This is a genomic window from Halotia branconii CENA392, assembly GCF_029953635.1.
Taxonomy (GTDB): domain Bacteria; phylum Cyanobacteriota; class Cyanobacteriia; order Cyanobacteriales; family Nostocaceae; genus Halotia; species Halotia branconii.
The window spans coordinates 3,879,878-3,905,757 of record NZ_CP124543.1 but is presented as its reverse complement, the minus strand read 5'-3'; the positions used below and the strand labels follow the sequence as shown (position 1 = coordinate 3,905,757).

The window sequence follows — 25,880 nt, the reverse complement described above, 5'->3', positions numbered from 1 at the left end:
AAATTAACAAGGAAAATGTCTTGAAAAGTTGAGACACCTGCTTAGGCAGGCTTCCCGACTTGTTTTGTACTACGTATCTCGAAATACATCTTTTTCGTTCTTTATCTTTAAAAAGAGGCGATGCACTGAGTTTCGACTACTTCGACTTCGCTCAATACAAGTGCGCTCAACTACCGTGTAGCCGAAGTAGGCTTTATACATGTGGGGAAAAGTTTTTAATTCTTTCCCTTTACCCCTTGTTGGTAAAAACGTTAAGATCCCCCACCTGGGGAGACCCCAAGACCGGACTGGCTCCCTATCGCCCTTGGCGTTTCCCCCTGAGAAAAGACCGCACTTTTCGCTTTTTAATTAATTCTGAGTACAAGCCCTCACTGATTCAAAGATTCAGTGGTCTCCAGCCATTGGTGGGTAAAAGCCCCAACTGATAATGCAGCGGTAGCGAATCCGCGAACGCCTTGCAATTTTTAATTAATAATTTTTAATTTTTAATTGGAGCAAAGCGATTTGACTACCTTTTTTTCTCAGGATAACTTCCTGATTGTACTTTTAGAGTTTGAATTTTCCCGCTGCGGTTGACTTCCATGACCAAGATATCTCCAACAGAACTGGACTCTACCAGTTTCTGAACTTGAGCTGCTATTTTGATCGGTTTACCGTTAATTTTTTGAATCAAGTCTCCAGGAAGTAGTCCCGCCCGCTTTGCTGGGGAGTCGTCCATAACTCCCTTAATGACAACGCCTGTGTTTTCCTGAATATTGAGGTCGTTTTCTTGGTTAATCTGCTGTTTTTTAGTTGGAGAAAGGTCTGCCATTTCAATCCCTAAAAAAGGATGCTCCGCCCGGCCTTTGGTAAATAAATCATTTGCAACACGAGCAGCAGTTTCAATCGGAATGGCAAAACCAAGTCCTTGAGCATCGGCGCGGATAGCAGTATTTACACCAATTACCTCACCTTGAGCATTCAACAAAGGCCCACCAGAATTGCCAGGGTTAATCGCTGCATCTGTTTGGATAAAACTGACTCGCTTATCGGGTACACCGACTTGAGCGCTGGTGCGATCAGTGGCACTGATGATGCCGATGGTGACAGTATTATCTAAACCTAAAGGATTGCCAATAGCGATCGCCCATTGTCCTGGCGCTAAGTTTTGTGAATTGCCCAGCTGAACTGTGGGCAATTTATTTTCGGGGATTTTCACCACCGCTACATCTGTGATCGCATCAACGCCCATTACCTTGCCCTCAAAAGTCCGGCCATCTTTGAGGGTTACTTGTACTGTATCTGTATCTGCTACAACATGAGCATTGGTTAATAATTCGCCATTTTCGCTCAAAATGAATCCTGAACCAGTGCCGCGCTCAATCCGTTCTCTAGGAATTGGTTCCTCATCTTCGCCAAAAAACCGACGGAACAAAGGATTTTTTAAAGCTTCAGAGATGGGATTGGGTACTTTACGGGTGGCATTAATTCGTACCACTGCTGGGCCAACCTTTTGGACTGCTGTGGCAATAAAATTCACATTATCGCCTCCAGTAGAACCATTCGTCCCACTTCCATAGCTAGGGACTACAGAATCTGGAGGTAAAGCCATTGTCACATTTTTCAACTGTTGAAACGAGCGATTGTGTGGCAGAAAATAGCGACTGCCAAACAAGCCCGCACTGCCGCCAATTGCTAGTAAAGATAGATAAATAGCCAGTTGTTTTAAGGATAAATTCATAATCATTACGTTTAAGCCAAAACAGCAGTGCTGTTGTTAATTTCTAAGTGTAGTCAAGCAAACGGCAAGTGGACAGATCAATTTTCATAAAAATTGTTATGAATTGGAAATGGGAAAGAGGCAGAGGGGCAGGGGGCAGAGGAGATGAAGAGGAATTACCTCTTTCTCCCTTTCTTTCTCCCTGCTCCCCTGTCTTTCCTAACCCCTAGCCCCTAGCCCCTAGCCCCTTTTTAAACTCCCATCTAAAATTTAAAACTAGCGCTTTGCTGACGTGTAAATATGACTATTCCTTATCGTTTGCTTTTGCTCTGTAGCTTAGTTAGCACTTTGGGACTAGCATCCATATTGCCAGAACCAAAAAGTGTCACTGCTGCGGTAGCGGATTGCCCAATTCCAGCTTTATTTCGCTTCCAACGCCATAAAGTCGTTCGTGGTGAAACTTTGGAGAGTATCGCACAAAGTTACAATCTTGTTCCTACAACACTTATCGACATGAATCCAACTTTAGGTAATGGCAGTGTGACTGTTGGTAGCGAACTTCAGATTCCTCCCTACAACGGGATTGTTGTAGAAGTTCCTCGTGGACAAACTTGGCGACAAGTGGCTGCAAAATATAAAGTCCGTGCCGATACACTGTTTGAAATTAATGGCTGTCAACAAAATCCCAGAATCGTCTTTGTTCCAGAAGTAAATGGCTCGCCAAATCGCCCTATTGCAGCACCTGCTGACGTAGAGAAGCCCGATCGCGCTTCTATATCTGGATATCCCTTACAGCAAATAGGAACTGTGGGATTAGCTTATGGCTGGCAAATTAATCCTATTACGGGTGAGGTATTTTTTCATAGTGGCGTAGATTTATTAGCAGCAGTTGGAACTCCTGTAGAAGCGATCGCACCGGGAACCGTAGTATTTGCTAACGATCAAGGTAGTTATGGCAAGCTAGTCATTATCAACCACAGTGGCAAACTCCAAAGTCGCTATGCCCAACTTAATAATATCGAAGTTACCGTTGGTCAAAAAGTCAACAAAGGAGACTTAATAGGAACAGTCGGTACAACTGGAAAACCTACTTCCAAACAACCCCATCTTCATTTTGAAATGCGTGCTAGCTCAGATTTAGGCTGGGTAGCAGAAGATCCAAAAACTTATTTCAAACAATGAACAAGAAATAATCACTAGCTGTTGCCTCTTGTCTTATAACAACTGACAACTGACAACTAACCAATTCCTAAATTTCGATAACTTCGCTCGATTTTATAATGTGCATTCCTGCCTCTGCAAACCTAGCAAATGCTGCATCTGCTTGTTCTGTATAGTCCACAACACCCGGAACAACAACGGGAGAAGTGCAATCTTCTAGCAAATAAACTTTTTGAGCCAGGGTAGCATCTACCAGTTTAATTTCTGTTAACAAGTCATCAATTGTCCAAGCTACGCAGTGACTTTTAGCTTGTCCACCGATAATTACAGCATCAAATTCTAAAAGCTGCTGAATCAAACGCATATTTTTCTGTCCCAGTGGACGTTTCTCAAAATCTTCTAACACCTCTGGACGTAAGATTGAATAGTTTTCTGTTAAAGGATTTTCGCCTTTGATTTCAAATTGTGTCTGACTCTGACGAGCAATGCAATGGAAAAATATTGCTTCTTCTATTGATGAAACTAAAGCATGACCAATACCACCCAACATAGAATGATAAGGCCAAACTGTGAGAGGATATTTGCCGTCTTGAGTGAGTTTTTTAACGTAATAATAAGCGTGCTTTTCTAATAATTCGTAATCTCCATTAGTAATACTGTGAGCAACTGCTGGGTTAACTTTCCAGATACCTTGCTCAATATCTTTTGGAGTAATGTTAGTCGCTGCTGGTGTGGGATGTTCGCCTGTATCATTCACCCAAAAAATTGGATGGAAAATTTGTGTTGTTGTGTGAGTATCTAATGTAGGTATAACTGTCGTAATTATTCTTAGATTCCGATAGATAAACTCACATAATCGTCGATTATCATCAACTGCCCCACTTCCAGATTTTCCTCCTACAAATAATTCAAATCCAGGAATACAAAAAGTGTTTTGGACATCAATTAAAAGTAAGGCAATACGAGTCTTATCTAAAGAAGCTGGTTTAATATTTTCTTGTTTTGCCCATACTTCAGCTTCTGCTGCACGTTCTTGATAAGGTACGCGCCAGACTTCTCCCACCTTATTAGGGTTAAAGTACGGGGGTATAGGAAGTTTATTTTTTATTTGAGTATTCATATAAAATTTGCACTTATTTTAGAAAAGACTAACTTAAAATGATTTTTACCTATTTTTATCTATTGACATACTCCCCGCAATTGAATTGCAGGGATTCTAGGCTCAAACAGCAATTATAGGCGCAGCCCGACTTACATCACCCTACGGGTTCAAAATCGCTCTTTGAAGAAAACCCTCAAGACCGCGTTTTTCACCTAACCCAACAGTCGATGCCCCAACTGCACAAATGTTGCGACTGGCGTTTTCATCCCTTCTATTAACTGATTGGCAGGAGGGACAACGCCACGACCGACAAGACAAATCTAAACTTTCTAAAATATGATCACAATGAGAACAAGTCTTGCTGCTGGGATACCATTGGTCGATGAAAACAACTAATTGATTCTTCTTTTTGGCAATCCATTCTAGGATTTGTAAAAATTCGCCAAAAGCCAAATCTGATATTTTCCTGCCCCAAAGACGTTGCATACCTGTAAACTTAAGTTACACTCTTGTTATTTTGCTGGATTTCATCAAGCTTGGCACGCACTGCTTGGATATCTTGCCACATTAACCATTTAGGCGCACCTTTTTCTTTAGAAGGGTTACGTAGTAAGTAGGAAGGGTGAAAAATTGGCATACATAAACGTGCTTCCCACTCTATCCACTGACCACGAATTTTAGTAATTCCCCGTTTATCGCCAGTTATACCTTTGACCGCAGTTGCACCTGTTAACAAAATGATTTTGGGGTCAACTAAGCGAATTTGTTCTAATAAATAAGGCTTACAAGCTACCATCTCATCAGGAGTAGGAACTCGATTATTTGGTGGTCGGCATTTATTGATATTGGCAATGTATACATCATGTTCAGTACTCAGGTTCACAGATGCTAAGATTTTTTCTAGCAATTGCCCTGACCTACCTACAAAAGGTAAACCTGTTTCATCCTCGTTTTGACCTGGTGCTTCCCCTATCACCATAATTGGTGCTTGCAAATTTCCCCGTCCGACCACAGCATGAGTACGAGTATTTCCTAACTCGCAGCGGTGACATTGATTGCAGTGCTGTGCCAATTCGGTCATATTGGCATAAGTTCCGGGAGGAATAGGAATTTTTGAGTCTGTGGGAATTAGCCCTTGTTGGTGAGGGTTAGAGTCATCGTTAAATAGACTGAGTTGGATTTCGCTGTTCATGAAAATCGGGATATGGCGGTCAGCAACAGCTGTTTAATCTCAGTGAAATATAGCTATAGCTTTGAGTGTATAACTTTCATTTTATCAGTGAATTTGAAATCAAATACACTCTAAACTAAGTGATTGAGCATAATTAAATTCAGTTTTACCATGACCCCTTCGGGTTCGCAGTCGCCTGCGGAGAGAAACCCTCCCGCAGCGCTGTCTCACCATGCCCATGAATACTTGCAGATGTTTACTGTTGGTATTCCATTGCTTTGGCATAATCACCCAAGGCATAGCAAGCAACTTTTAAGCTAGCAAGGGTTTGTTCTTCTATACGTTTATCTTTGATGGTTCTAGCAAGTTGCAAACGCTCTTCATAGTACCTAATGGCTTTAGCATAGTCACCTAGAGCTTCACAAGCTACTCCTAAACTACCAAGGGACTGTTCTTCACTGCGTTTATCTTTGAGTTCCCTGGCTAGTTGCAAACGCTCCTCATAATAAATAATGGCTTTGGCATAATCGCTGATGGCGTAACAAGCATTGCCTAAATTTTTGAGTACTTGGGTAGCACTGCGAAGATTATTCAAAGAGCGTGATATTTTTACACATTTTTCATAGTAAGCGATCGCTTTTGGGTAATCGTCTAAAGCATACCAGGCATTACCTAAATTTTTTAATACCTGCTCCATACCCCATTTATCTTGGAGTTCTCGAACAATTTCTAGGCTTTGCTCCTGATATTCAATGGCCCGTACAAAATTACCTGAAGCTTTATATACTAATCCCAAATTATTTAATGCTGCAACCTGACTGCGCTTGTCTTGCAATTTTTGAGTAATTTTTAAACATTTCTCTAGATACTCAACTGCTTTTTCATGATCATTCAGGTGACGATAAGCATTACCTAAGTGGGACAAGACCTGCATCTGTACCAATAGGTCTGGGGTATCTTTTTTTAAAGCTAGACACTGCTGGCAGTAAGAAATCACACTTTTGTAATCACCTGAAGCGTAAGTTACCAGTGCTAAACAAGAAAGTGTCTGCTCTTGTTGTTGTACATCCGCAATTACCTGAAACATCTCTAAGGATTGCTTTAACGATTTAAATGCAGCTAAGAGTTCACCAGATTTATGCTGTTGAATTCCTTGGCGTAATAGCTGGGATGCTTCTGATAATTGGTTCTCACTTTCTTGTACAAGTAACATTTCTTGAGGCGAATTTTGGTCAAATTCATGGGTAATCGTATTACGCCTGATTTGTTTCAGGTGTGCTGTAGACCCTTGCATAGGAAATGTATTTTTTTTCTGGTGGTTCGATTCACCTTTTGACATCAACCAATCCCTGTTTATTTTTTGAGAGGCATCAGAACCCCGACTTCTTTAAAGAAGTCGAGGATGTTATTATTCACGGATGATTTAGGACTGCTATGTAGTGTTCCCAAAATCTCTAGTCTATCTTTCACCCTTGTTTTATCAAAGACGCTGGTCTTAGCTTGTTAGGCAAGGGAGCAGGGAGCAGGGAGAAAAGAACAAGGGGCAGGGAGCAGGGGAGAAGAGGAAAGAGTGTTAAGCACAAGTGAATGAGTGCGAAGTAGTTTCAAACTCCCCCTTGCACCCTGCACCCCGCACCCCTGCTTCTTCTTCATCCCCCTTGCACCCCGCTCCCTGCCCCCTGCCTCTTATGCCCCATCCCCTATTCCCAATGCCCCTCTGCCTCTTCGGTGAAGGAATACAAGTCGTTTTCTTTGCAGTGCTAAACTCACCTATTCCCTATTTTTGTTTATTTTGCTAATAGCTTGCAATAACTGGTTAGTAGTGTAAGGTTTGGGTAAAAAAGCTTTGATACCTATTTCATAAGCTGTATCAACTTTATCACTGGTTGATAGCCCACTAACAGCAATAATTTTGACATCAGGATTAATTTTTTGTAATGTCCGAATTGTATTGATGCCATCCATAGACGGCATTAACATGTCTGTTATAACTAAAGATATTTGCTCACGATGTTCTGCATACAAGGCTATGGCCTCAATACCATCACTGGCTGTAATTATTTGGTAGTTATGGCTTTCTAGAGATGTTTTGGTAATATCTCGAATTGCAGCTTCGTCATCCACAACTAAAATCAATTCTCCATTACCTTGAGGTAATTCCTGTTCTATTTCTTCTATAGTTTCTGTTGCCTCTTGTGCAGGTAAATAAATTTTGAATTGGCTACCTTTGCCTTCCTCGCTGTATACATTAATAAAACCACCGTGGCTTTTAACAATACCAAGTACTGTTGAAAGACCAAGCCCAGTACCTTTACTAAGTTCTTTAGTAGTAAAAAATGGTTCAAATATCCGTTCTAATATTTCCGGTTGGATACCAATTCCAGTATCAGTAACATTAATTACAATGTAAGGACCAACCATAGCATCAAGATTCATTTTGGCGTAATTTTCATCAACCAAAAAGTTTTCTGCTGAAATTTTTAATTTACCGCTATTTGGCATAGCGTCACGAGCATTTACACACAGATTCATTAATACTTGATGCAATTGGGTGGCATCACCAGATATAGTTCCTAGATTTTGCGGAACTTGGATAGAAATTTCGATTGATTTGGGAAAGGTTTCTTTAACAATTTGCTGGATTTCAGTGATTAAGTGTTTTAATTGTAAGGTAGTATGCTCTCCCTGAATACCCCGCGTAAATGACAGTACTTGCTTAACTAAATTAGCTCCACGTTTAGCATTAGTAATCAATATTGGTAGCAGCCGCCGGGGGCGCTCATCATGTATATATGACTCTAAAAGTTGCGCTGTCATGAGAATAGGAGCTAAGACATTATTCAAGTCGTGGGCGATGCCACTTGCCAAAGTGCCAATACTTTCTAATCGTTGAGCGCGGAGAAATTGGGCTTCTAGTTGTTTTTTTTCGGTAATATCAGTGTTAACAACCAAAATAGATTGTGGTCTATTGCCAAACTCTTTTACTAATGTCCAGCGGCTTTCTACAGTGATTGATTTACCACACTTTGTTCGTTGATGTAACTCTCCTTCCCAGGAGCCATTTTTTATGAGAATATGGAGAGCTGATTGCAAGTGTGACAAATCATTTTCATGCCAGAGATGCTGTGCTTTCTTACCAATAGCTTCCTCCTTTTTACAAAGGTATAAACGTTCAGCTGCTTTGTTCCAAAATAAAATTTGGTTTTCTAAATCACGTACAAAAATGGCATCGGTAGCAACATCGAGTAAAGCAGCTTGTTGGCGAATTTTCTGTTCTGTTTGTTTGCGTTCAATAGCATAACGGATAGAACGCTCCAACAAAGGTGCAGTCAATTGGCTTTTTTCTAAATAATCTGCTGCTCCTGCTTTCATTGCTTCTAGGTCAATTTCTCTATCTCCTTGACCAGTGAGCAAAATGAATGGAGAACAACATCCGTCGGCAATTGCTTTGCGTAATAGTTCGAGTCCGTTGTGTATACCTAAACGGTAATCTACAAGATATATATCATGATTTTGACGGGCGATCGCATCCTTTGCTGCTGTATAACTATCTACCCAATCCAAATCACAGCAAGCTCCCTGAAATTCACTAAACCAATTACGAGTTAAGATGTAATCATCTTCGTCATCATCAATTAGAAGAACTCTGATTAAGGTTTTGTTCATTTTCATCTCCCACTAATTCTAGCGGTAGTTCTACAATTTCAAACCAGTATTTTCCTATAGTCTTCATCACGTCAACTAAGCAAGCAAACTTCTCTGGTTTGACTATAAAGGAATTTGCACCTAAATCATAGGTATGATAAATATCTCCTTGTGCTTCTGAGGTGGTTAATACTATGACAGGGATTCGCCGGAGATTTGGATCATTTTTAATATCTTTCAGTACCTCAATACCGTTTTTTTTAGGCATGTTTAAATCTAACAAAATTAAACCTGGACGTGGGGCAATATTCTTGTCAGTATATCGACCACGGTTATGAAGATAATCCATTAAATCTTCACCGTTTTTGACAATACATAGTTCAATTGACAATTGACTTTCTCTCAAAGCTTCTTGAACTAATATGCTGTCATCATCGTCATCATCAGCCATTAAAATTGTAACCATTGTTCGCCGAACTTTCACTCTGCATTGTCTCCTTTATGATAATTATTAGTATCAATTTAGTGTTGAATTATAATAAGCGTTGGTCATAGTTGTACAATAAACCTCATTTTAGGGATTTTTGATAATCCCTCTCCAGTAAGAAAAATTAGGATTGAGAATCGACTGCCAAAATGACAATAAATTTTGCTCCTTTTCCTGGTTTACTTTGTGCAGTAATTTTTCCATGATGACGTTCAACAATTTTCCGGCAGATAGCTAAACCCATACCTGTACCTTCGTATTCTTTGCGACTATGTAAGCGTTGAAAAATGTTGAAGATGCGATCAATATATTTTTCTTCAAAACCAATTCCATTATCTTCTACAACAATTTGGCACGTTTCGGAATCAACGGAAATTTGATCTGATTGACTGTTTAAAAATTGACTATAAATTTTAACAATAGGTGGTGTGTGGGGACAATGGAATTTCAAAGCATTGCCAATGAGATTTTGTAACAATTGGTGCATTTGCAGAGGGTCAGCTTTAATGATAGGTAATTTACCCACCTCTATACATCCTCCACTTTGCTGAATAGATACTTCTAAATCGGATAAGACTTCTTGTACAATCTGTGCTAAATTTACCAACACAAAAGGCTGTTTTCTAGTAGTAACACGCGAAAGTGTCAACAAGTCTTCAATCAAATTCTGCATTCTCAAGGCTGCATTGTGCATCCGTTCTAAATAGTCATGTCCCTGTTCGTTTAAAGATTCACCACAGGTAGTTTGCAGCCTTTCGCTAAATGTTTTAATTTTACGCAGTGGTTCTTTTAAATCGTGGGAAGCGATAAAAGCAAATTGTTGTAATTCTTCGTTAGACCGAGCGAGTTCTTGGCGTTGACGAGTTTCTTTTTCAAGAATAAAGCTTTGAGCTAGAGCAATACCTATTTGATCTGCTAGTTGTCGCAAAAGCTCAATTTCCCAGTTAGTCCACTGGCGGGGATGGGCGCACTGATGGGCAATTAGTAGCCCCCAAAGTTGATTTTTCCAGAAAATGGGGACGACAAGGTTGGCTTTAACACCAAATTGTCTTAGTAATTCTAGATGACAAGGTTGGATATTAGCTTGTTCTATGTCGTTAATAGTACTAATCCTTCCCTGACGATATTGCTGGATGTAATCTTCTCCAAAGCAAGGGTCTTTAATCAACTGCCCCACAAAGATAGGCAAACCAGGAACTACTGCTTCTTGCATCACCATGAAAGAGTAATCAGATTTGAGCCGCAAGATTAATACACGGTCTGCGTGTAATAGCTTTTGTACCTCTGTGACACTGGTTTGGAGAATTTTATCAATTTGTAAAGACTTACGAATTTTTAAAGTGATATCGGCAAATAATTGCGATCGCATATTTTGCCGTTCTAATTCTGCGTGTGCTAGTTTGCGTTCTGTAATATCCGTATGAGAACTTGTCATTCGTATTGCATGACCATCTTGATCCCACACAGCCTGACCACGAGCCAAAATCCATTTGTATGTGTCGTTTTTACATCGGACTCGATGCTCACTGATATAAAATGGGGTAGTTTTAGCAAAATGATCAGCGATCGCTTGTCTCACCGTAGTCAGATCATCTGGATGTATTCTTTTGATCCATTCATCTAAATGGTTATCAATTTCATAGACTTCGTAACCAAGCATTTCCTTCCAACGTGCCGAAAAAAATACTTCATCAGTCTTTAAGTTCCAGTCCCAAATGCCATCATTATTTCCCCGTACAGCCAAAGAAGCCCGTTCTTCACTTTTTTTCAGTGCCTCTTCAACTCTTTGACGCTCAATAGCTGTTGCAAGTATATTTGCAACGGCTTGAAGAAAATAAACTTCATCTTTGGTAAAGGTGCGCTGTTTAGTTGTATGCGCCCCTAGGACACCAAAAGGATGTTCTTTACTATCAATAACAACGCTAATGCCACTAACTACTTGATGGTCATGAAGCAATTGTGGCCCATTAAATCGCATTTCTGTACGCAGGTCATCGACAATAACTGGTTTTCTAGAAAGCAAAGTGTAGCCAGCTTGGGAATTTATGCCGCTACTGACGGTTGCTTGCCCTACAAGCCCAGATTGCCAACCTACTCCTGTTCTTAGTAGTAATGCATTGCCATCTGACAGCAGTTCTAAAACTTTGCTATATTCTACCTTCAAGCATTGAGCAACGTGAATAACACATAAGTTCATCAGTGTAGTTAAATCTGTACCACTTAGTGCCATTTGACTCATCTCTGCCAAAATAGCTTGTTGTTTGGCATAAACTTCCAAAGTTTCCTCTGCTTGTTTATGCTTGGTAATATCTATATCTACGCCCGATATTCTTACAGCCATTCCAGAAGCATCATAAAAGACTACTCCTTTGCTGGCTAACCAGCGAATGCTGCCATCGGGCAAAACAACTCGAAATTCAATATCGTAATCTTCCCCTTTCTGTACTGCCTGTTGACTAGCTTGTTTGACTAAATCACGCTCTTGAGGATGAATACAGTTAGTAAAAGCTGCACAATTGCCATTAAAAGTACCTTCTTTCACACCATAAAGTGCTTCTAAGGTATCCGAGCAGGTAATTTTATTGGTTTGCAAATCCCAGTTCCAGATGCCCATTTGGGCTGCCTCTAGTGCCATCCGTAGTTGTGCTTCCCGCAGTTGAGCTTGCTCAGTTTGCTGTCGTAATACCTGCATTGTGCGATTAGCTGCTAACAGACGATCTACTCTTTGACGCAACACTGACCATTGAATAGGCTTGTTAATAAAATCAGTTGCACCCACAGCAAAAGCTTGTTCCACGGATTCTTGATCGTAAAGAGCCGTAATCATTAGTACAGGTGTACTTTTGGCAACAGAAAGTGTTTGCAATTTAGCGCAGCAAGTAAATCCGTCCATCACTGGCATCATCGCATCCAACAGCACTATATCTGGCTGTCGATGATTATAAATAGTCAGTGCTTCGTCACCGTTACTCGCCTCTGCTACCTGATATCCTGCTTGTTTCATCAGATAGCACAGATGCATTCGCGTCAAATCGTCATCATCCACAACTAAAATCAGAGCAGAATCGTTATTAGTCATTTGTTTAGTTGTCAGGAATTACTTTTTGTTTACGCTACGCTGGTCAGTTGTTTGTGATCTGGGTTAAGCAATGACTATTAGCTGTAAACCCTTATTTTATCGTCAACTCATCACAGGCGATCGCTCTTCAAAAATCATTGCTCAAAGCTAGTGCGGGCATAATAAGTTTGTGCCTAAAGCTGCTTCAAAATAACTACATATATAGCAATAATTATTAGTTGTCATCTTTATTTAGATTGATATTTTACTAACGTTTAGAAATATTATTACCGTTGTATTATTTACAACTATAGTTGACTGCTTATAATTACATCTGCCATTAGATAGAAAACAGAATAGGTAATAGGTTTCTATAACCTGTGTTTAAATGAGCTAATCACAAAATTTTTATCAGGATAATGATGATTATGTTATGGTTCTATGATATTTACGTTTAGTTACTTAATTTTTAAGTTATTAAAATAACTTAAAAATTATAAATAGAATTACTTACGCATTTTACTTAATTTATAAAATATGTTACATATAACCGTTTTAACTATAAAATCTTAAGAAAAAACGTAGAAATTTAAGTAATTTAGCTAAAATTTTGTATTTTTTGTTACTTTGTATACAAAAAAACTTAACTTTTTTTTATAGTTACATACAATTACGGTTATGTTTGCGAAAAAATAAAATAATACTTAAGTAAGTTAGTTTTTGAGATTCCAACCTAGTTAAACACAATCTCATACAACACCGCACATAATGAGTTTGATACGGTGTGAAAATTAATTTATCAAGTGTTGTTCCTGAAAGTTTACAGAATACAAGAAAATACACCTTAAAAGAAGATGGGGGTTTCTCTATCTGCGTTGCTGTTTTGCAGTAGCTTTGCAGACTTAAAAATATCTTCTTGTAAATTAAATAATAGTGATCTTTTGATCATGAAATTTTAGATTTCGTGTTGTCAAAAGATTAAACTATGGCTTTTATGCTTAAGGTTGTTAGATTTCAAAATTTTCAGTTTCAAGAGTGACATTAATATAAGAACTCAACTGAAGTCTTGCGAAACATTGTAATGATAGGCTTTGATTATCTTGGCTTATCAAAAATTCAATTGACTTCTTATATTTTTTGAACTTCTCTCAAGAAGCCAATTTGTTTTTTCTGTTTGTAACCAATGGAGGATTTATGAACGAGATTATTTTCCCTGATTTATACTGCCCATTTCCATCTAAAATCAATAAATATGTTGATGTTATGGAAAACTGTTCTTTAGAATGGGTGCGACGCTTCGATCTTCTAGCAAATGAATCATCATATCAGCGTTTTTCAAAATCAAAATTTTTTTTGCTAGCTGCACATGCATATCCTGAATGCCAACTTGAAGAACTTAAAATTGCTAATAACTGGTTAAGTTGGGTGTTTATTTGGGATGATCAATGCGATTTGTCAGAATTAGGAAAACAACCTAAAGTTGTAAAAATGTTTCACAAGAGATTTCTAGAAATTTTGCATGGAGCAGAACTTACAAGTCAGGATATACCTCTTAGTCATGCTTTAAGAGATTTACGACAGCAGACCCTCCAAAGAGCCAGCAAAGAATGGTTTGTTCACTTAGTTCACGGTTTTGAGGAATGGTTCCACGGATATGCCCAAGAAGCAACAATCCGCGCTCAAAAAATAGTACCTGATGTTAATACTTACATATTATTACGTAGATCAAGCGTAGGAGTAAATATTTTCCTCACTTTGACTGAACTTTGCCACCAATTTACAGTGAATAATTTTCTCCGAAATCACCACTTACTGAACCAGATAAAACTAATGACAGGACAAATTATTGCTTGGTCTAACGATATCTTTTCAGCACATAGAGAAATGGCTAGTGGTGATGTTCATAATCTTGTATTAGTACTATCTTATTACCAAAAAATTACTGTGGAGGAAGCAATGAATAAAGTTGCTGCAATGCACGATCAAGAAGTCAAATATCTTCTGAACTTAGAAGCATCTATTCAATCTTTTGGAGAAGAGTTAGATGCTCAAATTGCAGCATATATCTCAGGGTGTCATGCATGGATACGTAGTAATCTCGATTGGTATTTTTCCTCGGATCGCTATCAAACTGTAAAAAGACTAGAGTTAGTAGAAAGTTTAGAGCTAGTTGAAGTATAGTACGTTCTGCAACAAGAATGATAAATCAGATGCAATTACCGAACACTCTGACAACTCCTGCTTTTCTCCAAAAACTCCAATGGGTTTTAGACCCTGTAGGATTTATGGAAAATGCAGCTCAGCAATATCCTGAGATTTTTACTGCTGAAGTAGTTGGTTTTGGAAACACTGTAGTATTCGTACATCATCCTGCAACTATTCAGGAAATTTTAACTGATGATCGTAAAAAATTTGCTGCCCTTGGCGGGGTAAACAAAATTTTACATCCCTTTCTTGGAAGCTATTCACTCATATTATTAGATGGCAATCAGCATAAACGGCAACGACAATTAGTAACACCCTCGTTTCATGGAGAAAGGATGCAAGCCTATGGTCAGTTAATCTCTAATCTGACCGAAAAAGTCTTTAGTCAGCTACCAATAGGTGAGCCTTTTATCGCTCGGAATGTTACACAGGAGATATCTCTTCAAGTTATTTTGCAAGCTGTTTTTGGTCTTCATGAAGGAGAAAGATTTCAAAAACTTAAGCACCTACTGACGTTGTTATTGGATCTTTTTAAGTCACCACTCACTTCTAGCTTATTCTTTTTCTCATTTCTGCAAAAAGATTTTGGAGCTTGGAGTCCTTGGGGAAAGTTTTTGCGCGATCGCCAAAAAATTGATGAATTGCTATATGCTGAAATTGCTGAACGCAGAGCAAAACCAGATTCAGAACGCATCGATATTCTTTCTTTATTGATATCAGCTAGAGATGAAGCTGGTCAAGCAATGACAGATCAGGAGTTGCGCGATCAGTTAATGACGCTAATACTAGCCGGATATGAAACTACAGCAACAGCAATCGCTTGGGCATTGTACTGGATTCATTATTTGCCTCAAGTCCGTGAAAAATTGCTTCAAGAACTGGATACTTTGGGTCAATTTCCAGACCCCATGAAGATTTTCCAATTACCTTATCTCACGGCTGTCTGTAATGAAACCTTGCGAATTTACCCTATTGTAATGTTCTCGTTCCCCAGGATAGTGCAAGAACCTTGTGAACTGCTAGGACATCCTTTAGAGACTGGTACAGTACTGCTTGCCAGCATTTATCTAACTCATCAACGTGAAGATTTATATCCGCAACCAAAGCAGTTTAAGCCAGAACGCTTTCTAAAACAGCAGTTTTCTCCCTATGAATTTATGCCTTTTGGTGGAGGAGTACGTCGCTGTATGGGTGAAGCTTTGGCTCAGTTTGAAATGAAATTAGTTTTAGCAACTATCCTGTCGCGCTATCAGCTCACGTTAGTTGATCGACGACCAGAAAAACCTCAGCGTCGAGGTTTTGCCCTTGCACCTGCAAATGGAGTCAAAATGGTAATTACAGGGCAGCGTGTTAATCAAAAGTCTCTAGAAAATATAGCAACTACATCTGCCCTTTAGTCTAGCTATCTTACTGTTATATCGGTATCTCAATCACAAACTCAGTCCCTTGTCTTAGAGTAGAATTACAGGTTAACTGTCCCTTGTGTTTATCCACTACGATTTGATAACTAATTGACAACCCCAATCCTGTACCATTTCCTATTGGTTTAGTAGTAAAAAATGGATCAAAAACTTTTTGTTGCACTGCTTCAGTCATACCAAAACCGTTATCAGCAATGCAAATTTTTATCCAGTTGCTATCAACGATTTGAGTCTGAATCTGAATTTGTAGATTATTAGTTGTTGTTTCATTTGCACACTGACCACTGACAAATGACTCTTCTAAAGCATCGATCGCATTACTAAGAAGATTCATAAATACCTGATTAAGTTGACCAGCGTAACAATTTACTTGTGGTAGTTGGGTGTATTCTTTAATTACTTTAATTTCAGGTCTTTCACTTTGTTCTTTAAGTCGGTGTTGTAAGATCATTAAAGTGTTGTCAAGACCTTCATGAATGTCAACAGGCTTCATTTCCGATTCATCCAAGCGGGAAAAGTTGCGTAAACCTAAAACAATATTTCGGATGCGTGAACTTCCGACCTTCATAGAATCGATAATTTTGGGTAAGTCTTCTGCTAAGAAATCCATGTCAATTTCTAAGGCTTTCTTTTCGATTAGAGGCGAAGGATTGGGGTATTCCTGTTGATAGACAGTAATCAAATCCAGTAAATCTTCTACATACTCACTGGTATGAGTAATATTGCCATGAATGAAGTTGATGGGATTATTGATTTCATGGGCAATACCAGCCACCATTTGTCCTAAAGAAGACATCTTTTCACTTTGGATTAATTGAGTTTGGGTACGTTGCAATTCTTGTAGTGTTTGTTGCAAACTATGATTTTTATCGTTAAGTTCTGCTGTTCTTTTTGCGACTTTTTCTTCTAGATTATGGTTATATTCTTCTAAGTGTTGATTTGCTTGTGCCAAATTTTTATAGAGAATGGCATTTTCTAGAGAGATTGCTGCTTGGGTGGTGAGGAGTTTGAGGACTTCGACACGATCGCGTGTAAATGCTCCTGTTGTTAAATTATTTTCCAGGTAAAGAATACCTAGTAATTTACCTTGATTGAGAATTGGGATACATAAAATACTTTTAGGTTCTTCATGAACAATGTAGCGATCGCCTGCTAAAAAAGCAACAGTTTTAGCATCATCGGCAACAAAGATTTCCTTTATACGTTTAATGTACTTAATCAAAGTAATTGGAACATCATAGCTCAACTCCAAATTAACTGATGGAAATTCTGTGGAGATAGACTCAAAAGTTGAACTAGAACTAACAGCAGTGATAGTTAAGTCCAAGCGATCGCCTTTACTTAAAATTAAAGCAGACTTAGAGGCTCCTGCGTTCTCCATCACAACTTTCATTAAGGTAGAAAGCAGTTGTTCAAGCTCAATTTCCCCAGAGAGTGCTTGAGACGCTTTAATAACAGCAGCCAAATCTAAAGAATCTGAAATACTTGTTTTTGAGCCAATAACTGTTTGGTTATTACTGAGGCTTGAAATAGATTGAGAAGTAGGATAAGTACTTTTATCACTGGTATGGAGGCTCAGTTTTTCTTGTTGGAGTATGGGAGCAAGTAATTGGGGATAACGTTTTGCTAAATCATCAACTTTAGCTTTTGCTCCCCAACGACTGTAGCCATAATAAGCGTCAGTTAAGTAAGTTTGAGCAATTTTCGGTTTTTCCCATTCAATAAAGAATTTAGCTGCTAATTCATTAGCTAAAGCTTCTTCATTAATATACTGATTTTCTTTAGCGTGGTAAATAGCACGATCATAATGATTTATTGCTTCAAGATATTGACCAGTAACACGATATTTTTCAGCCTCTACTAAATAAAATTTATTTAAATAATTCATGGGGGCATGATGCGCCCAATATTGTATCTTTTCTTGATTAGCTCTTACCTTTTGAGAAATATGCTTTTGTTCATATTCCTCAATATCATGATAAATGGCTAGTCTAGCTAGTGAATCAAAAAAATAGAATTGAGAAAAAACTAGTTGTCCTATTCCACCATCGAGATACTTTTCTGCTAAATTTGAATTTTCAACTGCTTGAGGGAAATCCTCAAATAAATAACAAAGATGTAGTTTAGCAAAATATAAATATAAAAGTCCCATTCTATCATTAGCTTTTAAAAGAAGCGGCAATATTTGTTTTTCATCTACGCTACCGATTAAATCAGAGTGTTTTTCTCCAGAAAATACCAAATTCAAGACATTTTGCCGATATATTGTACTCCAATGAAATACTGTTTTTTGTTTTATTTGACTAATAGCATGGCTATATATTGCCATTTCTCGTTGTAATTCTGTGAGTTCTCTTCCGATGAAATAAGAACAATAAGAATAAGCATTAAGAGAATAAGCTGCGTATTCTAAATCTCCAGTTTCTAGTCCAGTAGAGTAACCTTCCATCAAAGGTTTTAAAATATTGTTAGCATGTACCTTCCAATGCAAAATAGCTGTATTAAATACTAAGTTAATCTTCACTTTTACTTCTTTAGTATTGAACTTAGTAACCAGATTTAATGCTAAGTTGCCAAATTGATAGCCAGATTCAATATCTCCCATCATCCCACAGAGCATTAATCCGTAAAGAACATAGGCATAAGCAGATAATGGTGCATTGCCATATTGAAGGGATAATTCAATTTGTTTCAGTACAAATAGTGGAAAAAGTTGAGGAACGGCTTGATAAACTAAACCAGATGCACTTGACAATATACACATTGCTGCCAATGATTTGCCTTCTATCATCTCTGGTAGGTCTATAAGTTCTTCAATCTGCCTGTTAGCTAGACTCGATGTGAGCTCTGCCATTGCTAGCTGAATATCAGACTGATTGGGATTTTCAGGAAATTCTACTGCCAATAATTTCAGAACAACTAGTGCAGTATTGACAGCTTCTAGTGCTTGATTTTGCGCTCCATCAGCTTGAATTTTAACTTCATAAACTTTCACTTTTTCCAGCAGTGTTTTCGCTTTTGTCAATACGATTTGGACAAATTTTTTCATCTGCTCAAAATCGCCGGCTAGATATGCTGTCTCTGCTGCTGTTTCATACAAAGCTATGGTTAGCTCATATTTTGTTTCCCAACTATCAGCTGTTAGTAAGTCAATTCCAGTAGTTAAATACTTGAGGGCAGCTGGATAAGCTGTTGATATTAAAGCTTTACGTCCAGCCGTCAGATTCATTTGTGCTAATTCATCACGCTGAGTTTTATCTATAATCAATTCAACTGCAATATTAAATTGATTAACAAGTTGAAAAATCTTTTCTTCCCGTTCTACAATTGGGATGTTATTTAACAGTAACAGCCCAATTTTTAAATGAATTGTTTTTTTATGTTCTTCAGGAATTAAAGAGTAAGCAGCTTGTTGTACTCGGTCGTGAATAAATTTATATTTGGGTAATTGTAAACTACCAATAGATAATTTTTGAGGTTCTGAGCTATCAATAAATTGACCTGAAGTACTACCATCTTGATATAACTTATAAACATCAGTTTGAGGTAAAACCAGCCCCTCGTGTAATGCTGCCCATACATCAGAAGCAGTGTCTACTATAGATTTTTCATGTATAATCGCCAGAGTCTTTAAGTCAAATTCGTTGCCTATACATGCTGCTAGTTTTAATACTTCCTGAGTAATTTTTGGTAATTTCTCTAATTGAAGCGCCATAAACTCTACAACATCATCTGTCAAAGCTAATGTCTGCAATTCTGCAAGATCATATTGCCAAAAGCCAACATCAAAATTAAATTTAATTATTTCATCTTTATATAAAGACTTAAGAAATTGAGTAGAAAAGAAGGGATTACCTTTAGTTTTGGCAAACACCATCTGGGTCAAAGAAACAGCAACAGATTTTTGACAACAAAGAGTATCAGCAATCAAACAGTTTAAATGACTCTGATTTAAAGGTGCTAGAGTGATCGTATTAATGGTTACTCCTGTTTCTTTTATCTCCTGGAGTGCTAAAGCAAGTGGATGTGCTTTGGAAACTTCATTGTCACGATATGCACCAATTAGTAAAAGTCCTCCTTCAGTTTCATTAACTTCCTGTGTTTCATCTAGTTCCCAAGCTTCACCATCAAAAATGGGAGTCCATACATTCTCCATTCTTTCCGGGGAAGATATTAAAATATTTTTGTTAACTGTGTTACTTTTATTCATTAATAATTGAATAAACTTTAAAGATGCTGTATCAGCCCATTGCAAGTCATCCAGAAAAATCACTAAAGGATGCTCTTTGGTAGTGAAGACATCGATAAATCTTTGAAACAATAAATTGAAACGATTTTGAACAGCACTCCCAGAAAGTTCACTAACTGATTGTTGTTTACCAATAATTAGTTCGAGTTCAGGTATGACATCAGTAATTACCTGAGCTTGTTCGCCTAATACTGCCAAAATTTTAGTTTTCCAATATTGAATTTGATCATCAGTTTCTAATAGAATTTGCCCAATTAAATCCTGAAAAGCTTGTACTAATCCTGATAAGGGAATGTCTCGTTGAAACTGGTCAAATTTTCCTTTAATAAAGTAGCTGCGTTGCCGCACAATGGGTTTATGGATTTCGTTAACTACAGCAGTTTTACCAATACCAGAAAACCCCGCAACCATGATCATTTCTGTTGTTCCCTTCGTAACACGCTCAAAAGCTGCAAGTAGGGTTTTTACTTCTTGTTGACGACCGTAGAGTTTTTCAGGAATGAGGAAACGGTCACAAATGTCATTTGTTCCCAATTTGAAGGCTACAATGTTTCCTGTTTCTTGCCACTGATTGCGGCACACCTCTAAGTCGTACTTGAGTCCGTGGGCGCTTTGATAGCGGTCTTCGGCATTTTTTGCCATCAGCTTGCTGACAATATCAGATAAGATTAAGGGAACATGAGGATTTGTATATCTTGCTGTTGGTGGTTGTTTAGCAATGTGGGAGTAAACTAACTCCATCGGGTCAGTACTGTTGAAAGGTAACTTGCCAGTGAGCAGTTCAAAAAAGGTGACACCTAAAGAATAAAAATCACTACGATAATCGACACCTCGGTTCATTCTTCCCGTTTGTTCGGGGGAAATATAAGCAAGTGTTCCTTCTAAAACGTTGGGATTGGTGAGAAATTGAATTTCTCTGGGTAGTAATGTAGCAATACTAAAATCAATAAGTCTGATTTCATTTGTATTGGGATTAATGAGAATATTTGCAGGTTTAATATCTTTATGGATGATGCGAGCGCGATGCAATCCTTCTAAGGTAGATGCTATTTCTATGGCGATATGGAAAAATTCTTTTAGACCTAAACCATTTAATTCTTTTCCCTTATTTCCTTGTCCCCAATTTTTGAGTGATATACCACCTAAGTCTTCCATTACTAGGGCGTAGCCGTTACGGTAATTTTCTAAACATAGAGGTTTAACTATGCCAGGAAGGTCAAGGTTTTTGGTGATGGTATACTGATTGCGGAACTGAGCAATTTCATTAAAGGTGGGATACTCATTCCGCATCAGCTTGATAATCACACTTGTTTGGTCTTGTTCTCTAAAGCCTCGATAAACTAGGGTTTTGCTGCCTGAGTAGATTTGCTCAGTAATGCGATATCCGGGCAGGGTAAATATTGTATCGGATAGTACTAACATTGCAGCGATTCTCATAGTGTTGTTTCTCTGCTTTAGTATTCCCTAATACTTACTCTAAGTATCACGTTATATTTGGTTCGATTTTTTAACTTTGGATATCCAACCTTGGTATAAATTCAAAATTTCTGAATAGGGAACTGTACTTTCAGATATCAGTTCAAATAAAGATGGTGAAAACCGTTGAGGAAACAACCGATGTAGGGTTTTGCTAATTAGTTCCCTAAAAATAAACTCAATTAATAAACTCTTAGATGCAGGAAAAGCATAATCACCAAGTTCTACTAAAGCATGGGCATCTGACTGGCGACGAATCGTAAACTGTTCTATGACTGTAGGTAAATTATCAGAATACTCATCCAAAAGCTGATTCAACAAAACCACATCTTCAAGAGCTGCATTGCAACCTTGACCAATGGATGATGACACAGCATGAGCCGCATCTCCAATTAATAGTACACTATTGCCTTGGTGATAACGGTTACAGCGAATTGTGATAATTCTCGATATCGGTCTAGTGAGGAAAGCTGCGGCTTCTGATTCTGGCATTAATTGACCAACTTCGGGGAAATGCTCACAAAAGAATTTGATAACCTCTTCTTTACTAGAAAGTCCAATTAGCTGATTGTTTTGATGAGGAAAGTAAATAACACCACTAATTGTCCCATCTCGTTGATGTAAAAGCAGAAATATTGTGCTGTCATCTAATGTCCAAGTATGGATTTTATCGGGTTTGAGGTTAGTTTCTACGTTGGCATCTGGACGGGGAAGGAAAATCGACTTGTAATCTGAGGGGATGTACTTCTGCTCACATTCAAATAGTTCTGTACCAAAAAAACTTTCTCTAACTACAGAACGCGAACCATCAGCACCGATTAACCAGTCATAATCAACAGTAAAATCTGTTTCTGTTTCAACTTGTTTAAATATTGCCTTTTTCGCTGCAAAATCTACCTGAGTACATTGACAGTTAAAGTGAATATTGAGTTGACTATTATCATGCTTTTCATTTAACTTTTCTAATAGCACAATTACTAAACTAGTACGGTCAAGAGTAAACAGAGATTGTTTTCTGGGTGTCAGCCGCGCTTTGCCATTTTTTTGGTGAAAAACTGCTCCCGTCATCTCCAAGCTGATAGCTTTGACTGCTGCTTCCAATCCAGGAATTTGTCGTAAAGCATTCATTCCTCTGGCGCTGAGGGAGATAGGAAAGGTTCTAGATTTGGAAAAGGGAATTATTCGGGGATCACTGCGACGTTCATAAATGTCAATTTGATATTTATCACTACGACGCAACAGGTAATGAGCTAAAAGAAGTCCACTAGGTCCAGCACCAACGATCGCTACTTTTTTGACCATATTACATAATATTTAATGGATCTACGTCTATTGTTAAGCTAACAGCATCATGACAAAGCGACCGCACTTTCTCCCAGTCGGGTAATTGTGGTAATGCATCATGGGCAAATTTTAATAAGATTTGCCAGCGATAACGATTAGCCACCCGCACAATACTAGCTGGTGCAGGGCCTAAAATTTCAAATCCTGATTTGGCACTTAATGCTACTGCGATCGCTTGCGCTGTATTTTGTACTTGTATGGGATCAAGGCTACTCAATCGCAATAAAATTAACCTGCCGTAAGGGGGATAATTGAGTTCTTGCCGTTGTTGTAGTTCAGCCTCAGAGAAAGAATGATAATCGTGCTGTTTGACAGCTTCAATTACTGGATGCTCCGGGGTGTAAGTCTGCACAATTACTCTACCGGGATCATCACCTCTGCCAGCGCGTCCAGCAACTTGAGTTAGGGTTTGAAATGCCCGTTCACTAGCGCGATAATCGCTAAGATGCAGCAGTCCATCGGCAGCGACAACACCGACAAGCGTTACCTGGGGAAGATCTAAACCTTTAGTCAGCATTTGTGTACCTACTAATAAATCTGCTTCCCCATTAGCAAACTGAGTCAGTAGGGTACGGTGTGCGCCTTTATTGCGGGTGGTATCGCTATCAAAGCGGATAAAACGTAGCTGCGGAAACTGTCGTGTTAATTCTTGAGCGACACGCTGAGTACCACTACCAAAGAATTTGAGGTAAGGAGAACTGCATTCGGGACACTCTTGCGGATGCGATCGCCCATAGTTACAGTAATGACAGCGTAATAATTGCGGCGCTCCGGCTTCGGTGTGGTGATAAGATAGCGAAACATCACAATGGGGACATTCCAAGACATAGCCACAGCTGCGACAAGAGACAAAAGTGCTATGTCCCCGCCGATGAATAAATAAAATTCCCTGCTGTTGTCTTTCTTGTAGTTGTTCTAAAGCTTCTTTTAGCGGCTTACTAAATATAGAACGATTTCCCTGTTGCAATTCTTGCCGCATATCCACTATTTCTACCGGTGGCAGAGGACGGGAGTTAATACGTTCAGGCAATGATAAGTAGTAAGTTGAGGAGCTAAATTCTCCCCCTGCCTCCCCTGCCTCCCCTGCCTCCCCTGCCCCCTGCCCCTGGTCACTGAGCGAAGCCGAAGTGCTGCCCCCCTGTTCCTCCACGCTTACCCAACTTTCCAAAGAAGGCGTAGCAGAACCCAACACTAAAGGACAGTTTTCTAATTCTGCCCGCCACTGAGCGACGGTGCGGGCGTGGTAAGTGGGGATGGGAGAATCTTGTTTAAAGCTGCTGTCGTGTTCTTCATCTAAAATAATTAAGCCCAAGTTGGGTAATGGGGCGAAAACTGCACTGCGAGTCCCGATGACTACTTGGGGTTCTGCGGTGAGCATTTGTCGCCAAGTGTCGTAACGTTCTCCTTCTGAGAGGGCGCTGTGATAAACGCTGACTTTGCTACCAAATCGGGCGCGGAAACGGTCTGTTAACTGCGGTGTCAGTCCAATTTCTGGCACTAAGACTAAAGCAGATTTACCTTGCTGAATTAGAGGTGCGATCGCTTGCAAATATACCTCTGTTTTGCCGGAACCTGTGATTCCATGCAATAATACTTGAGCAAACCCGTCTATTGCTTGTATGCTTGTCAAAGCGTTAGCTTGGTCGGAATTTAAAGACTTTGCTTGATCTTGGGTTAATAATTGGCTTTGTTCTGTTCGCAGCACTTCTCTATCTTCAATAACTAAATAGCCTTTTTGTGCCATCGTCTTGAGGGTAGATGAACTAGCATGACAAATTTGCAATAATTCACTTTGCCACAACTCACCACCACGTCGTCGCAGAACTTCCAAAATTTCTCTTTGGCGAGTAGTTAAATTTCGGTCAAACGTATTTCCTACAAGCGTCACTGCTTTTTCAAATTTAGGTTTAATTTGTCGTGGTGTTTCTAAATAGCTTTCTACAAAACCTTGTTGTGAAAGTTCGCGTACTTCTTTGTAGGCTCGTTGGACTTGACGCTGTAAATATCGGAAGCTATAGTCGCCTTCTGGTTGTTGTTGGAGGATCTGCAAAATTTTATTAGCGTCTGTACTTTTGACTTCTGCTACCGAGCTTTTAAAGCTTAATAAAGCCAAAGTTTTAATTAGTTCATTCTTTTCCAAAATATTAAATAAATACAAATTTAGTAAGTGGGAATAAGGATAATGGCAAGAACGAAATAGGGGTCTATCTGACCAGATATTGGCATTAATTTTAGGAGAAACTGCTGCACCAGTTATAGTCAAACGAATACGACGTTGTGATCGCCCAAGCAAACCTGGTGGTAAAGCTACCCGGATAACTTGAATTAAAGGTGTATAGTAATATGCGGCTACTCGATTTAATAATTCCCAATAAGCAGTGGTAAAAAATCCAGCACTGACTACATCTTCTACTTCTCGAATTTTTTCTAGTGGTAGATCTACGTTTGGTTTTGTTAATAAACGAATGGCGATCGCGCCTAATTGCTGTGCGCCAAATGGCACACTTAAAATATCCCCAGGTTTTACTTTTAACTGTGGGGGCAATCGGTAGGTAAATAATCCGGTGTTGCTTGGAAAGTCCACCAGTACTTCTATCCACTGAGTTGTGTTTTTATTTGACTGATAGGATTCTCCCGGTTCAGCAACCATAAAATTAGGTAAATTTATGTCATTTATATACATAGTTTCTGAATTTTATAGACAGATATTTTTATTGACTTTGCCTATCTGGCATCAATTTAACTTTTTACTTTCTGAAATGTAAAGTGTATTTAACAATACTTTTAATACACATAAGATTTGATAAATTTCGGCTTATGTAATCTACTAGACAAACTTATAGCAACCATACATGCAATAAA

General features: G+C 38.7%; 13 protein-coding genes and 1 pseudogene. 3 read left to right on the top strand and 11 right to left on the bottom strand.

Annotated elements, in window-relative coordinates; genetic code table 11:
* Positions 1–508: 508 nt before the first annotated feature.
* Positions 509–1,720, bottom strand: a complete 1,212-nt coding sequence (locus tag QI031_RS17105; protein WP_281480864.1) for an HhoA/HhoB/HtrA family serine endopeptidase — start codon at positions 1,718–1,720, stop codon at positions 509–511.
* Positions 1,721–1,999: 279 nt separating this feature from the next.
* Here QI031_RS17105 and QI031_RS17100 point away from each other — a divergent pair, with 279 nt between their 5' ends.
* Positions 2,000–2,881, top strand: a complete 882-nt coding sequence (locus QI031_RS17100) for a peptidoglycan DD-metalloendopeptidase family protein (RefSeq protein ID WP_281480863.1) — start codon at positions 2,000–2,002, stop codon at positions 2,879–2,881.
* Between the two features lie 67 nt (positions 2,882–2,948).
* Here the strand turns inward: QI031_RS17100 and QI031_RS17095 are convergent, their stop codons facing one another.
* The 7 genes and pseudogenes from QI031_RS17095 to QI031_RS17065 form a co-directional block, all read right to left on the bottom strand.
* Complete coding sequence (locus tag QI031_RS17095; RefSeq protein WP_281480862.1) at positions 2,949–3,980, bottom strand: cysteine hydrolase family protein; 1,032 nt, start codon at positions 3,978–3,980, stop codon at positions 2,949–2,951.
* Positions 3,981–4,121: 141 nt separating this feature from the next.
* Positions 4,122–4,463, bottom strand: a pseudogene (locus QI031_RS17090) (zinc ribbon domain-containing protein); the annotation flags it as partial.
* Positions 4,459–5,154: a uracil-DNA glycosylase gene (locus tag QI031_RS17085; RefSeq protein WP_281480861.1), complete on the bottom strand. Its 696-nt coding sequence runs from the start codon at positions 5,152–5,154 to the stop codon at positions 4,459–4,461. The gene QI031_RS17085 and the pseudogene QI031_RS17090, both read right to left, overlap by 5 nt.
* 235 nt (positions 5,155–5,389) lie before the next feature.
* Entirely contained in the window at positions 5,390–6,472 is a 1,083-nt protein-coding gene (locus QI031_RS17080) for a tetratricopeptide repeat protein (protein ID WP_281480860.1), read from the bottom strand.
* 431 nt (positions 6,473–6,903) lie between these two features.
* Positions 6,904–8,799 carry a hybrid sensor histidine kinase/response regulator gene (locus QI031_RS17075; protein ID WP_281480859.1) on the bottom strand — a complete coding sequence of 632 codons (1,896 nt, stop codon included), beginning with the start codon at positions 8,797–8,799 and terminating at the stop codon, positions 6,904–6,906.
* Positions 8,765–9,262 (bottom strand): response regulator, encoded by a 498-nt coding sequence (locus QI031_RS17070; protein WP_281480858.1) that lies wholly within the window; start codon positions 9,260–9,262, stop codon positions 8,765–8,767. Before QI031_RS17070 ends, QI031_RS17075 begins: the two co-directional genes overlap by 35 nt.
* 127 nt (positions 9,263–9,389) lie before the next feature.
* Entirely contained in the window at positions 9,390–12,344 is a 2,955-nt protein-coding gene (locus QI031_RS17065; RefSeq protein WP_281480857.1) for a PAS domain-containing protein, read from the bottom strand.
* A 1,173-nt stretch (positions 12,345–13,517) separates the two neighbouring features.
* On the opposite strand from QI031_RS17065, the gene QI031_RS17060 reads away from it, so the two are divergent.
* Together QI031_RS17060 and QI031_RS17055 are read left to right on the top strand one after the other, a co-directional pair.
* Entirely contained in the window at positions 13,518–14,504 is a 987-nt protein-coding gene (locus QI031_RS17060) for a terpene synthase family protein (RefSeq protein ID WP_281480856.1), read from the top strand.
* A gap of 29 nt (positions 14,505–14,533) precedes the next feature.
* Positions 14,534–15,925: a cytochrome P450 gene (locus QI031_RS17055; RefSeq protein WP_281480855.1), complete on the top strand. Its 1,392-nt coding sequence runs from the start codon at positions 14,534–14,536 to the stop codon at positions 15,923–15,925.
* A 16-nt stretch (positions 15,926–15,941) separates the two neighbouring features.
* On the opposite strand, the gene QI031_RS17050 is transcribed toward QI031_RS17055, so the two are convergent.
* The 3 genes from QI031_RS17050 to priA all read right to left on the bottom strand — a co-directional run bounded on the left by QI031_RS17050 (position 15,942) and on the right by priA (position 25,701).
* The gene (locus QI031_RS17050; RefSeq protein ID WP_281486057.1) at positions 15,942–21,620 is read right to left on the bottom strand and encodes an ATP-binding sensor histidine kinase; all 5,679 of its coding nucleotides are present in this window, start codon (positions 21,618–21,620) and stop codon (positions 15,942–15,944) included.
* A gap of 66 nt (positions 21,621–21,686) precedes the next feature.
* Positions 21,687–22,976 (bottom strand): FAD-dependent oxidoreductase, encoded by a 1,290-nt coding sequence (locus QI031_RS17045; RefSeq protein ID WP_281480854.1) that lies wholly within the window; start codon positions 22,974–22,976, stop codon positions 21,687–21,689.
* Between the two features lies 1 nt (position 22,977).
* Positions 22,978–25,701: a primosomal protein N' gene (gene priA / locus QI031_RS17040; protein WP_281480853.1), complete on the bottom strand. Its 2,724-nt coding sequence runs from the start codon at positions 25,699–25,701 to the stop codon at positions 22,978–22,980.
* Positions 25,702–25,880: the final 179 nt, after the last annotated feature.

What these genes read in the sequence shown, in the direction of transcription:
- QI031_RS17105 (WP_281480864.1), bottom strand. Translation starts at nt 1,720, where the DNA reads ATGAATTTATCCTTAAAACAACTGGCTATTTATCTATCTTTACTAGCA.
- QI031_RS17100 (WP_281480863.1), top strand. Translation starts at nt 2,000, where the DNA reads ATGACTATTCCTTATCGTTTGCTTTTGCTCTGTAGCTTAGTTAGCACT.
- QI031_RS17095 (WP_281480862.1), bottom strand. Translation starts at nt 3,980, where the DNA reads ATGAATACTCAAATAAAAAATAAACTTCCTATACCCCCGTACTTTAAC.
- QI031_RS17085 (WP_281480861.1), bottom strand. Translation starts at nt 5,154, where the DNA reads ATGAACAGCGAAATCCAACTCAGTCTATTTAACGATGACTCTAACCCT.
- QI031_RS17080 (WP_281480860.1), bottom strand. Translation starts at nt 6,472, where the DNA reads ATGTCAAAAGGTGAATCGAACCACCAGAAAAAAAATACATTTCCTATG.
- QI031_RS17075 (WP_281480859.1), bottom strand. Translation starts at nt 8,799, where the DNA reads ATGAACAAAACCTTAATCAGAGTTCTTCTAATTGATGATGACGAAGAT.
- QI031_RS17065 (WP_281480857.1), bottom strand. Translation starts at nt 12,344, where the DNA reads ATGACTAATAACGATTCTGCTCTGATTTTAGTTGTGGATGATGACGAT.
- QI031_RS17060 (WP_281480856.1), top strand. Translation starts at nt 13,518, where the DNA reads ATGAACGAGATTATTTTCCCTGATTTATACTGCCCATTTCCATCTAAA.
- QI031_RS17055 (WP_281480855.1), top strand. Translation starts at nt 14,534, where the DNA reads ATGCAATTACCGAACACTCTGACAACTCCTGCTTTTCTCCAAAAACTC.
- QI031_RS17050 (WP_281486057.1), bottom strand. Translation starts at nt 21,620, where the DNA reads ATGTTAGTACTATCCGATACAATATTTACCCTGCCCGGATATCGCATT.
- QI031_RS17045 (WP_281480854.1), bottom strand. Translation starts at nt 22,976, where the DNA reads ATGGTCAAAAAAGTAGCGATCGTTGGTGCTGGACCTAGTGGACTTCTT.
- priA (WP_281480853.1), bottom strand. Translation starts at nt 25,701, where the DNA reads ATGTATATAAATGACATAAATTTACCTAATTTTATGGTTGCTGAACCG.